The organism is Chryseobacterium formosum, from assembly GCF_026460885.1.
In the GTDB taxonomy this organism is placed as follows: Bacteria; Bacteroidota; Bacteroidia; order Flavobacteriales; family Weeksellaceae; genus Chryseobacterium; species Chryseobacterium formosus.
Map to the genome: position 1 here is coordinate 140,280 of NZ_JAOVZW010000001.1, position 16,688 is coordinate 156,967.

Annotated in this window: 10 protein-coding genes; 8 read left to right on the plus strand and 2 right to left on the minus strand. The window is 33.1% G+C overall.

The window, feature by feature from the left end; translation table 11 throughout:
- Positions 1–70: 70 nt before the first annotated feature.
- On the plus strand, positions 71–1,600 hold the full coding sequence (locus tag OF897_RS00655; protein WP_267263760.1) for a hypothetical protein: 1,530 nt from the start codon (positions 71–73) through the stop codon (positions 1,598–1,600).
- An 85-nt stretch (positions 1,601–1,685) separates the two neighbouring features.
- Here the strand turns inward: OF897_RS00655 and OF897_RS00660 are convergent, their stop codons facing one another.
- On the minus strand, positions 1,686–2,984 hold the full coding sequence (locus tag OF897_RS00660; protein WP_267263761.1) for a M48 family metalloprotease: 1,299 nt from the start codon (positions 2,982–2,984) through the stop codon (positions 1,686–1,688).
- Between the two features lie 93 nt (positions 2,985–3,077).
- Here OF897_RS00660 and OF897_RS00665 point away from each other — a divergent pair, with 93 nt between their 5' ends.
- Both OF897_RS00665 and OF897_RS00670 read left to right on the plus strand, forming a co-directional pair.
- The gene (locus tag OF897_RS00665; protein WP_267263762.1) at positions 3,078–4,211 is read left to right on the plus strand and encodes a serine hydrolase domain-containing protein; all 1,134 of its coding nucleotides are present in this window, start codon (positions 3,078–3,080) and stop codon (positions 4,209–4,211) included.
- Positions 4,212–4,392: 181 nt separating this feature from the next.
- On the plus strand, positions 4,393–5,007 hold the full coding sequence (locus OF897_RS00670; RefSeq protein WP_267263763.1) for a YdeI/OmpD-associated family protein: 615 nt from the start codon (positions 4,393–4,395) through the stop codon (positions 5,005–5,007).
- A gap of 74 nt (positions 5,008–5,081) precedes the next feature.
- On the opposite strand, the gene OF897_RS00675 is transcribed toward OF897_RS00670, so the two are convergent.
- Positions 5,082–6,359, minus strand: coding sequence for a Y-family DNA polymerase (locus tag OF897_RS00675; protein WP_267263764.1), 1,278 nt, complete (start codon positions 6,357–6,359; stop codon positions 5,082–5,084).
- Positions 6,360–6,624: 265 nt separating this feature from the next.
- Between OF897_RS00675 and OF897_RS00680 the strand changes: the two genes are divergently transcribed.
- From OF897_RS00680 to OF897_RS00700, 5 genes are all read left to right on the plus strand, one after another.
- Positions 6,625–7,125, plus strand: a complete 501-nt coding sequence (locus OF897_RS00680) for a M15 family metallopeptidase (RefSeq protein ID WP_267263765.1) — start codon at positions 6,625–6,627, stop codon at positions 7,123–7,125.
- 85 nt (positions 7,126–7,210) lie between these two features.
- Positions 7,211–8,248 (plus strand): patatin-like phospholipase family protein, encoded by a 1,038-nt coding sequence (locus OF897_RS00685; protein WP_267263766.1) that lies wholly within the window; start codon positions 7,211–7,213, stop codon positions 8,246–8,248.
- Between the two features lie 421 nt (positions 8,249–8,669).
- Positions 8,670–8,837 carry a hypothetical protein gene (locus OF897_RS00690; RefSeq protein WP_267263767.1) on the plus strand — a complete coding sequence of 56 codons (168 nt, stop codon included), beginning with the start codon at positions 8,670–8,672 and terminating at the stop codon, positions 8,835–8,837.
- 302 nt (positions 8,838–9,139) lie between these two features.
- Complete coding sequence (locus OF897_RS00695; protein ID WP_267263768.1) at positions 9,140–12,262, plus strand: hypothetical protein; 3,123 nt, start codon at positions 9,140–9,142, stop codon at positions 12,260–12,262.
- 191 nt (positions 12,263–12,453) lie between these two features.
- Positions 12,454–16,587 carry a hypothetical protein gene (locus tag OF897_RS00700; RefSeq protein WP_267263769.1) on the plus strand — a complete coding sequence of 1,378 codons (4,134 nt, stop codon included), beginning with the start codon at positions 12,454–12,456 and terminating at the stop codon, positions 16,585–16,587.
- Positions 16,588–16,688 lie beyond the last annotated feature (101 nt).

Consider the following 16,688-nt stretch of genomic DNA (forward strand, 5'->3'; position numbering starts at 1 on the left):
ATAAAAATATTTTCATCAACCTATCTGAAATATCCTTGAATTCATTACTTTTGGATTTCAAATAATAACTATGAAGAAAATTTCTCTATTGATGTTTGGATTGATCCAGACATTTGCTTTTTCCCAAACTCAGGATTTGGCTTCGCTTGCTTCAGGAACTAATGTAGGAATGAATGCACTTTTCGATACTAAAGACAACCTTTATGGCTACGTTTCCATCTATTCTTATGGTAAAACGGACAAAAAAACTCAAAAATTCGAATATGTTCTTTTAGATAAAAACCTAAACCCTGTTTCTAACAAGGAGTTTGAAGCCGGACTTTTAGTTTCCAATTATTACGGTTATGTAGATTTTAAAGGACAAATTATTCTGCAACCTTCCGATTTTAATTACTTACAGGCTTTTGCAAAAGATGCCGCTGCGCCGGTTTCTATGGTGATTGACCCTAAAACCAATACGGTAAATCCTAAAGTGTATTACGATTATCAGGAAAACGGAACGTTTGTAGAAATCACACAACCCAAAAGTTTTAAGAGCGAAAGAAAAGAAAACCGCGCCGAGAAAAAAGATAAGGGTTACAATTACGTTTCTTCGGTAGGAGAAATTAAAGAAGGTGGTTTTATTGCTGTTGAATACAATGATTACGGAAAGTATGTCAACAAAAATAGTCTGATAAAATTTGACCAAAACAAAAAAGAAATCTGGAGATATCGCTACAATACCGACGGAAGCAAAAAAGTGTTTTCCGATCTCACTATTTTAGACAAAGATGAAAACCGTATTTACGGAATTTTAAGAAAGGTAGATGATGACGACAAAACCTTTTCTCTTTTGGTTATCGACATGAAAACCGGAAAAGAATTGTCGAACAAACCAATTACAGGACTTTCGCCAGATACGATCTACAACATCGACAACCTTTACGCCAGTGGAAGAAGAATTGATAATGATAAAACTTTTGATGATAAAATTGTGCTTTTAGGACGAAATTATGTTCCGAAAAGCGATAAAGGTTTCGCAAGATTCCTACTTGATAAAAACAATTACAACGTAGATCTGAAAGCTTTAAACTACAAGCCGGATTTGTCTAATCACATCCCAAAACTAAGCGCAGACGGCGGTGTGGAAAACGGATATTTCCTGCAGACAAAAGATGCCTATTTCTTAAATGACGGAAGTGTGGGAATTCTTGCAGAAAAATTTAAACCTGAAGGACAATACAATGCACCAAAAACTACAGATTTAGTTTACATCAATACCGATAAAGATTTTAAAGTAAAAGATGTTCAGATTTTTGAGAAAGAAAAAACAAAATGGTCAAACAACGATTATTTGTTTTCACAATATCTGAATGACGGGAAAGATGTGGTTTTCTTTTACCGTGATTACCAAAAAGATCAGGCAACCAAAGAAAAAAAATGGAATTTGTTCATCAACACCATTGTCAACGGAAAATTCAAGCAGGAAGTTATTCCTATTTCAGAGAAAGATAATTATACCGTAACTCCTTATGTTGCGAAAGAAGGCTATATTTTGCTTCGTGAATTTAATGAAAAAGAGAAGTTTAATAAAGTTCGTTTGGAACGATTGAATTATTAATAACAACAAGAATTTCGATCATAAAAAAACCTAACAGATTTGGAAGTTTGTTAGGTTTTTATTTTTTTAGAAATTAAAACAAATTCTACGATTCTTTTTCATAATAATCCGCAATATTTTTTATTTCGTCTAAGCTTAAATTCCACATAAAATTCAAGAATTGCTGATAACTTTCACTTTGGTTTTTTGGATCAACCCGATCTAAATATCTGTTTAAATTATAGTTTTTCCTCGCCTCATAAATTTTAGAAAAACATTTTCCCAGCCAGCTTTTATAATATTTTTCTTCTTCGCCATCCTGCAAAAACTGCAGACTTGCATAAATTCCAACTCCATAATCTTCAGAGTAATAAAAATTCGGCAACGTTTCCATTCTTGCAATTTTCTCAAGAACAGCGTAAGATTCGGAGGCTTTTTCGTCTTTCACTTCATTTTTAAGTTCAGGAAAAAGCTTTTTAAGATGATTTATTCTCAATGTAACTTCAGGATGAGATTTCAGTGAATCTTTATTCAGTTTATCATTAAAATGATTGTAATTATACAGAGAAAAATCTTCCTGTTTCAGCCATTTATCGTTAAATTCCTGTTTGGGAAGATTGAAAAATTTCTTGTACGTTTCCACTTTTAAAGTTCTCGGTGAAATCGTGTCGAAATCTTCAAGCCTTTTCAGCGTATTGATGAATTCTTCTTTCTTAAAATCACTGTTTTTAAAAACGGCATAACCCAAAGAATCTGCCTGCATTTCTTGTTTTCGATTTTCTGTACCTTTTTTGTAAACCCTGTTTTTGAGAACATCAAAAGCTCTTTGATTCCGGTTTTCTTTGGTTGATTTAATATTCTGAACCACCAATTTATCGAGCTGATCTTGGTTGATTAATTTTAAAAAAGTTTTCAAAGTATGTTCTGTAATTTTATGTCCCAATTCGTGGGAAATCACAGCAGCCAACTGATCGTCGTTATTCAACCAATTAAAAAGTCCCATATTAATCACAAAAGTTCCGTCTGCAAAACAATAAGCATTCGGTGTATTGTCTTTCGCAATCAGAATCTTTAAATTTTGTGGAATCTGAGGATTATTTTTTCTTAATCTTTCCAAAAGATTTTTCACTTTAGCATCAAAAACAGAATTAAAAACAAAGCCTTTATTTTTGACCTGTTTTTCAAAATCTTTTCCAACTTCTTTGTAGATTTTAGACAATTCGTTTCCCGTTTTCCCGGAATATTTTGCTTTGAGATCTTTAATTAAAAGTTCATTATTTAAAGAGTAATTTTTAATAAAATCTTTCCTTTGAGCATAATCTGCCGTATCGATTGTTTTATAGGTTTGTCCAAAACAAATCACTGAAAAAGAGAACAGTAAAAAAAAGAAGTATTTTTTCATCATAATCATCAATAATCACAAAAATAATTCATTTGGGAATACATTTATTACTTTATTTTAATAATTATTTTAAATTTGTTTAAGACCAGATTGCTTATGATTATTTTTATTTACATATTCACATTTTTAGTTGCTGTAGCGGTAATTTTTTATTTCTTGGGATACGATTATCTATTCAACGGTATTTCAAAAACCTATTTACGTGGAAAAATGAGCGCCAATATTGATGACGGAAAATTCTTTCGCAGCAATATTATTCACACCTCGAAACCGGTTCTTTGGGACGAACATCCTGACTACAACAAAAAAGATTTGCCTAAAAACATCGTTGATGATTTAGTTCATTCTAATACAGCATCATTTCTTGTTATAAAAGACGGAAAATTATTACACGAACAATATTGGAATGGTTATAATAAACTTTCGAAGACTAATTCTTTCTCAATGGCAAAAGCTGTGACCGTAATGCTTTTAGGAAAAGCTTTAGAAGAAGGAAAAATTAAAAATATCGATGATAATTTCTCTGAATTGTATGAGGAATTTAAAAACAAACCTTTCGGAAGAGATTTAAATTTAAAAAATCTGGCTCAAATGGAATCGGGTCTGGATTGGGATGAAAATTATAAAAATCCTTTTCTTCCAAACGCAAAAGCATATTACGGAAGAAGTCTGGTGAAAGCTACTTTCTCGAGAAGGTTTAAAGAAAAACCAGGCGAAAGATTTGAATATCAAAGCGGATCAACTCAGCTTTTGGGATTTGCGGTTAAAAAAGCAATCAACCAATCTTTATCGAGTTATTTATCTGAAAAATTCTGGATTCCGATGGGAATGGAACAAAACGCAGAATGGAGCGTCGACGAAAGCAGAATGGAAAAAACCTACTGCTGCATTCATTCCAATTCAAGAGATTTTGCAAAACTTGGACAGTTGTTTTTAGACGATGGAAAAGTGAATGGCGAACAAGTTTTAAATTCCGAATTTATCGAACAAATGAGAACTCCAACCGAAAAATCTGAAGAAATTTACGGAATGGGACTTTGGATTAATCATGACAACCCCATCAAACATTATTATTTCTTAGGTTTACAGGGACAGTATATTATTATGATTCCTGAATACAAAATGGTCATCGTAAGAACCGGAAGTTATAATGATTTACCGAAAACAGACAGAGGAAGACCAGATCAGGTGAAATTTCTGGTTAACGAAACTGCGAAGTTGTTTGCTTAAAGGTTAAGGCTAAGATTGAGGTTGAAAATACTTTTGAACCATTAAGGTTTTTAAAATTTTAAGTTTGATTAAGGAAATATCTAAAGATATTAATTAAGCATATCGCTAAATTCAGATTTATCTGAACCTTAAAAAAAGCTAAAAGATCTTAATGTTTCAAATTCTTTTTTAAATAGATATTATGGAAAAATACAATCCTTTGGTGGATGAATACATTGAGAAATCTCCGGATTTTTATAAACCTATTTTAAATCAGATTCGGGAAATCGTTCATGAATGTTATTCCGACATGGAGGAAGCCATTAAATGGAAATTTCCGACGTTTATGTACAAAGGAAAAATTCTTTGCTCAATGGTTTCATTTAAGGCATATTGCAGCGTGGGATTTTGGTTACACGACTCCATGAAAACCCTCAAAAATCTTGAAACTGATGTTGAAAAAACCAATATGTTCAGTTTAGGAAAGATTACCAAAATGGAAGATTTACCTTCAAAACCTCAGCTTAAAAAAATGATTCTCGAGGCTATGGAACTGACCGATATGGGAGTTACCTTGAAAAAAGCTGCGCCTTCTAAAACCGAAATCGAAATTCCTGAATATTTTCAAAATGTTTTAAATCAAAATAAAAAAGCGTTAGACATTTTTCAAAAATCTTCTCCTTCATTTAGAAAAGAGTATGTCAATTGGATTGTTGATGCAAAAACTGACGCAACAAAAAATAAAAGAATTGAGCAGGCTATAGAATGGATTTCTGAAAGCAAAGGAAGAAACTGGAAATACGAGAAAAAGAAATAATTTTACGGGAAATTGGATACGAAAGCTGGATGTTTAAAAGTTTGAAAGTATTTTTTTAACTCTAAACTAAATTCTTAGTGGAATCTGAAATTTGCTTCAGTAAGTGTATTATTTTTTAGAAAAGCTTCGTATTCTGGAGATAGTTGCGCTCTTCCCCAAGTATTTTGTCCGCTCATGCTTCCGAGACGCACTTTATCTTTTCCGTATTTTTTATTCATTGCATCCATCGCTCTCATCACCGGCAAATGTTGATTTTGAGTATCTTCTTCAAACAGATTAATCAATCTTTGATCTTCAGGAACAAAATCATTGACGATAACTCCGGCTTTTTTGTAATGAAAACCCTCTTCAAAAATTTCTTCGAATAGTTCATGCACTACTCTTCCGAGAATAATTGAAGAATTGGTTGGATTTGGCAAAATTCGAGTTTTTGCATTTCTATATTCCGGTAAATCTTTTCTAAAACGGTTGGTCTGAACAAAAACCGTCACCATTTTACAGCAGGTATTTTGTTTCCTTAATCTTTCAGAGCAGTACATTCCAAAAGTTTCCACACGTTCACGAACCTCCTCTCTTTTCGTCAACATTTGCATGAAACTTCTCGTTACCGCAATAGATTTTTTTGGCGAAGGCGTATCTAATTCCAACTGACGGATTCCTTTTAATTCATTAATCATTCTTACACCATGAATTCCCATAACTTTGCGAACCCACATTTCAGGTTTTTGAAGTAAATCCCAGGCTTTGTAAACACCGTTGTCATGCATTTTGATGGCAAGTCGTCTTCCGATTCCCCAAACATCGCCGATATTGAGCCATTTTAAGGCTTTTTCAATTTTTTCCGGAGTGTCTAAAGCAAAAACACCATTAAATCTTTCGGGATCTTTTTTTACAATTCTATTGGCGATCTTACATAGTGTTTTCGTTGGCGCAATTCCTATACTTACAGGAATCTTGGCTTCAGATTTAACTTCTTCTTTGAGTTTTATACAATAATTAAAAATATCAACATATTTAAAACTCGTAAGATCCAGAAAAAGCTCATCGATGCTGTAAACTTCATAGTCTTTTTCTCCTACATAAGATTTCGAAATATGGATAACCTGCTGGCTTTTGAAATTATACAATTCAAATTTTGCAGAAAAACTTTTTACATTATGCTTTTTAAATAATTCTTTATACTTAAAAGCAGGAGCTGCCATTGGAATTCCTAAATCTTTCGCTTCTTTACTTCGGGACACAACACATCCATCGTTGTTGGAAAGTACAACAACAGGCTTGTTTTCAAGTCCCGGATCGAGCGTTCTCTCACACGAAACAAAGAAATTATTGCAATCTACTAAAGCGTACATGATGTTAAAAATGGCTGTTTGAAAGTACAAATCTATAACTTTTAAAATAGAAATTATATTAAATTAAAATTTTAACATCGAATTCATTTCAATGATAATCAATAACTTAAATCAATTAAAATACGTCAAGTTTTGTCGCAATAATGTATTAATCAGTCTTTGCAGTAAGTTTTATTTTTTATTTAAAATGATGTTTTTCTATTCTCAACACGTCACGTTTTGGCGTATCGCAGACCTACATTTGCTTTACAAAGAAATTACAATTATGGATAAAGTAACCTTACAAAGAATTGAAAAACTACACCCTCTCGTGAGAGAAGAAGTGAAACAGATTATAAAAGAATGTGACAAAGCATTAACCGGAAAAGCTAAAATTAGAATTACTCAAGGATTGCGAAGTTTTGAGGAACAGGAAAAATTGTACGCTATAGGAAGAATTACTTCAGGTAAAAAAGTGACAAATGCAAAAGCCGGACAAAGCATTCACAATTATGGTTTAGCGGTCGATATGTGTTTAATCATCAACGGAAAAGTGGCAAGTTGGGACACAGCAAAAGATTGGGATAATGATAAAGTTGCCGATTGGTACGAATGTGTAAAAATTTTCGCTAAACATGGTTGGGATTGGGGCGGAAACTGGAAATTATTTAAAGACCTTCCCCACTTTGAAAAGAAGAATTTTCCAAGTAAGAAAGGTTTAGTAAAAACAACTTGGAGAGTACTTTCTAAGTTGAAAATGGATAAGGATGGATATGTAGTTTTTTAAAAATAATTTAACACAATTAATAAAACACGTCAAGTTCTGTCGCCTCTCATTTCTATCTTTACTATAACAAAATAACAGTAGAAAAATGAAAAAAATCACCCTACTTTCCTTAGACGGAGGCGGAATAAGAGGTATTATTACCTGTATTATTTTACGCTACATAGAAGAGCAGCTGCAGATTCACGATAAGCCGAGCGCAAAGCTTGGAGATTATTTTGATCTGGTTGCAGGAAGCAGCACGGGAGCATTGATTGCAGCGATTATTTTGTGTCCCGATGAACATAGAAAAGCAAAATATTCTATTCAAAAAGGTTTGGAATTGTATTCTGAAAGAGGTGGCGACATATTCCAAGTTTCTTTTTGGGAAAAATTAGTGAATCCTTTCGGATTGCTGAATGAAAAAATCTCTCAGGAAGCTTTAGAAAAAAACCTCAATGATTTTTTTGGAAATTTAGAACTAAAAGAATTGATAAAACCATGTTTAATAACAAGTTATGATATAGAAAACCGAAGAGCAAAATTATTTAATTCATGGAAAGCCAATTTGAGCACAGATAATTTTTATGTAAAAGACGTTTGCAGAGCGACTTCAGCAGCTCCAACTTATTTTACTCCGGTTCAGATTAAATCGATGTATGGACAAATTTTCAGCTTAATTGATGGTGGAATGTTTGCCAATAATCCGGCGCTTTGCGCTTATGCGGAAGCCAGAAAAATTCCTTTTGCGGAAGTTTTGAAAAATCATCAAAAAGCCAATCATCCAACTGTAAACGATATGATTATTGTTTCCATCGGAACCGGAATTGAATCTAAAAGTTATTCATTCAAAAAAATGGAAAAAGCCGGAAAAATAGGTTGGGTAACGCCGATTATCGACATTCTGATGTCTGCTAATGCAGAAACAGTGGATTATCAACTTTGTCAGATGTTTCAGACTTTGGGTCAGAGAAATCAAAAAAATTACTACCGAATCAATCCGTCTTTGAAAAACGCTTCTCCAGCAATGGATAATGTGAGAAGATCTAATATTGAAAATCTGATTCAGGCAGGATTGAGTTATATTGATGATAACAGAGAAACTTTAAATCAAATTGTACAGAAATTAATTAGAAATAAAATATAAGCTTATTAACTTATAAATTATCAATATAAGCTAATTTGATTATACTTATATAAATTAAAAATTGTCTAAAAAACACGTCGAGTTTTGTCGCTTATGAGCATTAATTTTGTAATATAAATAACAAAGCAAAAACACAAAATTTTAAAAAAAATTAAATCAATATAAATTTTATTACGACAAGTTTTGTCGCTTTCTAAAACTATCTTTGAAAAGAAGAAAAACAAATAAGAAAACACAAATATTCTGAAAATTAAAAATTATTACATGTCGAATTTTTACGTTCTCTACTCTACTTTTGTAGTATAAATAAAGACACAAAAACAATCATTAAATCTTTTTAAAGCCTTTGAATTCAACATTCTTGTATGATGAACAGCCAAAAATATGTTCATTAAATACATTAACCTTTAAAACACAAAACATGGAAACACCAAATCACAATTCAGATATAGTTTTTAAAGAAGATATCTACACAATCAGTTGGAGCGATATCGAAAATACAGAAATTGATTACGAAAATTATTTAAGCGACATCGAAAATTTCTTAAGAGAAGATTTTGAAAATGATATTCTGGAAGATGATTATTAAAATTAAAAAAAATAAATTTCAAGGCGTCAAGTTCTGTCGATTCTCAATGGCAGATTTGAAGTATCATTAAAGCACAAAAACAATCAATTATTCTTTTTGAAAGCCTTTGAATTCAGCCTATAAAAAGTCTGAACAGCCAAAATTATGTTTAAAAATTAAATTAAAAATATGATCATTAAAAATAAAGGTGGATATCCTTCGCCGGAAACCACCTTAAAAAATAAGGCTAAAACATGAAGCAATTCTACTAAAAAGAAACTTCAAAATTTTAATCTTAAAAACCTTAACAAAAATGATAAAATATGGAAGAAAACGAAGAACTTGATTCTGATTTTAACACAGATAACATCCCTATTTCCGATGGTTTTTGGAATTATATGGAAAATTACTGGCATCACAATCGTGAATTTCCCGAAAGTACAGAAGCCTCTCTTAATAAAAAAGCTGATCTCATTGATGGTAAAGTTCCATCGTCACAGCTTCCCAGTTACGTGGATGATGTTTTGGAATTTGATTCATTTGAGAATTTGCCCAATCCGGGAGAAAAAGGAAAAATTTATCTAATTACAAATAATAATTCTCAGTTCAGATGGAGTGGCTCGGAATATATTCAGCTTAATTCTGGTGAGAATGTGATGACTACTAATACACAACAAGGTGTAAGTGAAACCAAAAGATTCTTAACAAAAGGTGGAAATGGCTATTTGAATAACTCTTTATTTGCTTATGCAAATGATGGTTCTTATCCCGCTATATCTTTCCATAGAGAGGGTGATAATCCATTTCAAATATTGGCACAAAATGATACTTTTTATTTTACTAGTGGAACTGGTTCAGATAGGGCTAAAATAGAAGCCAGCTCTTTTATAAAGTCTGGTGGAACTGGAAATAATTTGTTAAAAGATGATGGTAATACAATTGCTCTATACTCATTGGGAACTACTCATTATCACAAAGAATTATATAATGGAGATTATAATGACAATGTAGATGCTCATACTTTATTAGAAGATTATAAATTCAAATTTGTACATAGAATCTCAGCAGGTTCACCAAATTTATTTCCAGCACCAGACAATGCTAATTCTATAATTGCATTATCTACTCATCCAGGAGGTTATGGAAATCTGTTAGGTGTTAATGATAATGGGGAATGGTTTACAAAACAAAAAGTTGCGGGTAGTTATTCAACAAATTGGGAACAGTTTGCATATAGAAGTTGGGTTAATACACAAATAACAAATACTGTTGGTGCTTATTTACCATTGACAGGTGGTACAATTGAGGGTCAGATAAAAATTAACAGAACAAACCCAAATGTGGCACAATTACACTTAGCTGAAAATGGTCAGAATAAGTGGATAGTTGAATCAGGTAATAATGGTGTTTTTCAAATTGCAGAATATGGTATTGCTGAAAGGTTTAAAATAGCACCGAATGCAGCAGCACCAACGTTCAACAATGAAATAATGTGGCACGCAGGTATTTTTAATCCTAATGATAAAGTAAACAAATCAGGTGATACCATGACTGGTGGACTTAATGTTCCAACTGTGAATTTATCAGCTGGTGCATTAGTTTCATCTAATTTGACAGGTAGCCAAATACTTGCGGGAGTAAGTAACACTTTATATATCGGTAATTCAGGAGGTTTACAAAATATATATTTTGAAACTGGAGCAACTGATTTAAGACATTATAGAACAGATTTAGGTTATGGCGTTATATGGGATGCTCATAATTTATCTAACCCAGCTACAACTACTCAATTAGATAGTAAGGTGAGTAAGTCAGGTGATACCATGACAGGTATGCTTAATTTTACTAATAACGCTGGTGGAATTAGTGGTGTGATTGCTGATAATGATTATTGGCGAGTTTATGGAAGTAATACAGGTTCAAACCAAGGTTATTTGGAAATTGCAACTGGTGATGATGGTGATGAACCAATTCATGTACGTCAGTATGTTGGTGAATTTCAAAATCTTTTAAGAACCGCAACACTTCTTGATGCAAATGGTAATACTGAGTTTCCAAATACAACAAGAACTAAGAAACTCATTGCAAACTACCCAACATCAACATTAGGTCAAAACTTAGGTTCAGGAGGAATTGGGAATACACTAGAGTTGAGAAACTATGATGCTTATGGAACTAACTTTTGGTCTAATGATGGTGGTTCAGGTTTTATACAACAACAAAGATTCGATGGTAACCCAGCTGCTTATGCATTATTTCTTCAACCTTTGGGCGGTCAATTATTCTACGGTAATAATGAAGTAGCTACTGTAAATCAATTACCTAATATGGGTAATTATGTAAACAAATCAGGTGATACCATGGCAGGTGGACTTGTTGTTAATAGTCCTGATTCTAATGGTTCAGGTAGTTTAGGTAATTTACCATTAAATGTTAAATTATTTTTAGCTAATGGAAATGGTATTCAAGCGAATTATGGTACCGTTTTTTGGACAGAAGGAACTGGAGGTGGTTATATTCAGCAACAAAGAGCTGATGGTCAACAAACTGCCTATCCACTAAATTTACAACCATATGGTGGTGGATTATTTTATGGTAATAATGAAGTAGCTACGGTAAATCAATTACCTAATATGAATAATTATATTCCTACTTCACACCATGTTTATAGCATTAGTTCGAATGATATTAACAATTGGAATCAAGCTTACACTTGGGGAAATCATGCTAATGCCGGATATTCTAGTTCTGCTTGGGTTTACGAAAATTTTTTCAATTCCAATCCTCTAAGTATTTTAGGTATTAATCACGATGCAAATAATCTTAATAAATCAGGATTTTATTCTGTAGGATATGAAACAAAAAACACAGGTGATTACACATCATCACAAGATGGCATAAGAGCGTTACTTCATTTTGAAACAGAGAATATCTATTCAGCATCTCAGATTCAAACCGAAAGATATAACGGAAATATCTTATCTAGGACAAGAACAGATGGAGGATGGTCTGGCTGGATTAGACATTGGGGAAATAATGATTTTACACAAAACAATATTGACAATTGGAATTATTTGGTTAATAATGCAGCCACTCAATCTTGGATACAATCCCAAAACTACATCACTCAAGATTTTGTTGAAGAAAAACTTAATGAGCTTTCAGGAGAAATTACAAATCCTGATTATCCAATCTACATCAGAAACAAATTTTCAACTATTATTATCACTGAAGACTATCATGGTGAACCTTTGCAATTGGAGGGCGAATTAATTCCGGAAAGCTACATAAGTATCATCAACCTGAGTAAAAGCATTGTTGATTTAAACAGATTTGAGCCAACAATCGATAGAATCTCAGAACAGGAAACTACAGAATATTACATAAACAAAGAGCAAAGGTTAATTAAAAAAGGATCTTACAGAAGCGCTCAGATTTTAATCTAAAACTCACATCCTTTCTCATCTTAGGTCAATTTTTGTCACATCGACAGAATAACATTATATCTATAAAACAATTAAGAAGATGAGTAGAAATCTTATTGATTGATACAACTTAAAAACAACCAAATCCGAAAAAATTCTTATCAAAAGAACATTCGTGAAATTTTAATCTTAAAAACCAAAACAAATTTAAAATGTCAACAAATTTAAACAACAACAATTCTTCGCAAACACTTTTTAGGTTTGCAGCTATGAGAAACCCGGAATTATCAGATCCAAAAAATAAAAATCAGAGATTCGTCTTCAGAAGCCCACAAGCAAAAAACACAAGTAAGATTGATCCATTGGTAAATTCTACTACAAGCTTACAATCTATATTCAAAAACCCTTCAGCAATTAATGGTTTTACTGTACATTCTGAAGATTCATTAAAAACTCTTTATCCTGATTTTTATGATTTTGCAATCTGGGTTGCGAGAAATAAATCAACCGCTACTAAAGAAGAGTTTGATAAACAAATTGAACTGTGCAAAACCCATGGCTCTTTAGCCGTTACTGAAGTTCTTTGGGATAACCTTACTTATCAGGTAGTAACTCAAAAAGATTTTTACGCAAAAGAACTGATCATGCAGTATCTTCATTTAGCTCACATTCTTGAAAATTATGATACTTCAGAAGAATCATATCAGGATATGATTAAAGCTAAAGTAGTTTTACCGAAAGAACTATTTAAAGTTTCACAATCAAATGCTCTTCAAACTGGTATCTCAACAACTCAGAGAACGGTCTATAATGACCAAGCAATGAAGTTTGCAGAAGCTACGATTAGTCTGAAAGAAAATCAGGATCTTGTAAATACTTTATCTAAATTAGAAAAGACATACAAGAAACAATACGATGAGGCGTACAAATCGGCTTACACTGCATACGAAAGGGAAACAAAACCAGCTATTCAAGCTGTTCGAAGAGAAGCTGCTGAAGCCGACCGAAAAAAACAGATTCTAGAAAACAGAATCAATTATCTTACTCAATTAAGTGTTGCAGATCCTGAAAAATTCTATGCAAATGCAGAGTTAGATATGGAGCTACACCGTATCAAAGATGAAATTATGCACATCACTGTTGCAGAAGCAGAAATTCCTGATTTTGAATTTAGTTTTAATACTCCGGAAATTGATGCTGCAAAATTAGGCAGAACAATGAGTATTCAGGATCAAAATGCATTAAATAAGCTATTTGGAACCTCTTCAGTCACAGAAGCTTTAGCAGGAATCACCACTTTTGATGAATTAAGCCAAGCTATTGTTACAAATAATCAGGCTCTACAGCAGACTGTACTTACCAATACAGTTGTCAATCAGCAGATTTCTACAACTGTTGGAGGTGTAGTTATTCCTGTAAATAATAATACTCAAAATTCGAATGGCTGGATTCCGTACAGTGTAAGAACTTATAACTATGGGAATAATGCATGGTTTATCATGCTGACTATGAATAATTATACGCACAATATTGTTTCTGGATCCTATAAAGTTACCATCAATGGAACAGACATTAGCTCTACCAATATCATCTCAAATGTAAATGGTGTACATTCATTATTTTATAATGGAACTAATATTCCTGCCTCTCAAACATCCAATTCGAATGGATTTGTTTTACAAGGTGAAGTTCTTTTAGATGATGGGAAAACATATTCATTAAGCGTTACTTTAACCAAAGACCCATACGAATTAGACAGAGTACTTAAACAGAATATCTTTAAAGGTAGTGCTGCTTTTATCCCTGTTCGAGAACCTGTAGAACCACAAACACCAGAAAACCCAACTAATCCTGGAAATCCTCAAACTCCTGCGACTCCTGGAACCCCAGTTGAAACCGGTGCTTTTATCCCTTCCGGCTTTGGAATGAAAAACATTGGTGTTGCAGATTATCTTAAAGTAGAGCAAAGCACTTATTGTTATGTAGAAGGTGACGTTGCTCACATCGAAAACATTATGGCGCGTGAATACAAAGAACGTTCTACCAGAAGATTAAAAAGAAGTGAATCTCAAACTACAAAGTCTACAGAATCTGAAAAAGAAAAACTTACAGATACAACAACTACCGAAAGGCACGAAATGCAGAACGAGATTTCCAAAATTATGCAGGAGTCTAAAGATTTTGCAGCACAAGCGGGAGTTAACGCAAGCTGGGGATTACCTGGTGGAGGAACAATTGGAATGAATGCAAACGCAAGCTATGCCACTCATAATTCTAAAGAGGAAAGTACACGACAGGCCGTCACAGAAGCAAAAGATATTACAACTAGAGCTTTAGACAGAATCGTAACGAAAGTAAAAGAAGAACGTATTGATAAAGTTTTAGAAGAATACGAAGAAAATAACAAGCATGGTTTCGATAATACAAAAGGCAGCAGTCATGTTGTAGGAGTTTACAGATGGGTAGACAAAGTGGTAAAAAACCAAATCTACAATTACGGTAAACGTATGATGTTTGAATTTATGATTCCTGAGCCCGCAAAATTACATTCTTTAGGAGTAAAAATGATTGATGCTTCTACACAAATTGTAAAACCAATTGATCCAAGGGAATCATCAGTACATCAAATGAAAGATTTCATATCATTAAGCTCCGATACCACAATGAAATACTGGTTAAGTAGGTTTAATGTGGAAATAGATGAATTCCCAATTGCGACGTTCAATATTAACAAATCTTTCCATGAAAAAGACCCTTCACATACTGGCAAAGATGATGATAAAGTACAGGTTACCAATGGTTCCGGAGAAGTAGAAATTCCAGAAGGCTATATGGTTGATCAGGTAAATTATATCTTTAATACGTATCCACATGGTTTCCATGGTTCTCATCAAGCATTCATGACTATTGCCGGAAGACCTTTGCCTTGGATTACATCTATTCATGAAACACAAAAACACGGAATATTATCTGGTTTAAATGTTAAGAACAAATTAGCTTTCTCATTTGCTACAGGCGAAAGTCCAATTATGGAAGGAAGTTTAGATGTCAGATGTAATTTAACCCCAGAAGCAAAAAATGCTTGGTTGCAAAAAACCTTCAACAAAATCATCGAAGCCTACGAAATCGAATTAGAAAAATACAACCAAGCTTTAGCAGAAGCAAAAGCTTTGGGTGTACAGATTAAAGGTTCAAATCCTGGTTTCTACAGAAAAATTGAGAATACAATTTTAAGAAAAAACTGTATTTCTTACATGATTGATCAGAATACAAATACCGCACTTACTTTTGGTAAAGGAAAATATCACAACAATGGTTATACTTCCGGAAATGAAACGTTCTTAAATACCGATATTAAAGTTGATTCTTCTTTAGATCAGTATGCTGCATTTGTTAAATTTATGGAGCAAGCTTTCGAATGGGATATTATGAGCTACTATTTCTATCCTTTTTATTGGGGAGACAGAGAAAAATGGTCAAATATGTATCAGTTCGATGATAACGATCCGACATTCAGAGCCTTTATGCAGTCTGGTATGGCGAGAGTGATTGTTACCGTAAGACCTGGTTTTGAAGAAGCAGTAAGACATTTCCTTGCAACCGGACAAATCTGGAACGGTGGTGAAGTTCCTGTAATCGACGATCCATTATTCTTATCAATTGTAGACGAAATGCGTGCTGCAGTTGGTAAAAAACAAGGTGAGCCGTGGAGAGAGAAAATCCCGACTTCGCTTACCATTCTTCAGGCAGATTCTATTGGCTTGAGAGTAGAAAAAGCATTGCCATGTAATTGTGAACCGGGAGTGAAGTTTGACGATCAGTTAGGAGAAATGTGCGCAAGCAATTTTGCACTGAACAACAATCAGATTGGGCAGTCTTCAGATAAATGGATGGAGATTAGTTTTAATGAAATGGATGATACTTCATTTACGACAATTCAGGATTTTAAGGATGCGGGAGTTTATCCTAAAACATTTGAATGCTTGGGTAATTCATTTGAAATAGGTGATGAATTGACAGGATCTGATTCTTCAATAAAGCTTTACAAGCGTATTGCAGAAGAAGTTTCACAAATTGAAGGTGTAGAAGCGTATCCTACCGGAGAAAACGGAATTACATTTAAAGTAAACGCAAGACTTATCAAAAACTTTGAGTTTAGGGAAGTGAGTGTAGATCATACAAAAAAAATCCTTGCTTTTGTTTTCACTACAGATGCAGAAACTTATCTAAAAATTGACAACCCTGAGCTTGCGATAGGATTATCAAGAATCTTAGATAAAGATGGTCAGCCACTTACTACAGATGAGTATACTAATCAGGCTCCGCTTTCTAAATTTTTAGTGTAATCTTTTAAATTTTTCAAATCATTAATCGGGTAAAAACCGAGATTATAAGGCAGCACTCTTTTGTGCTGCCTTATAATCCTCATGAAATTTTTGAAAGTAAA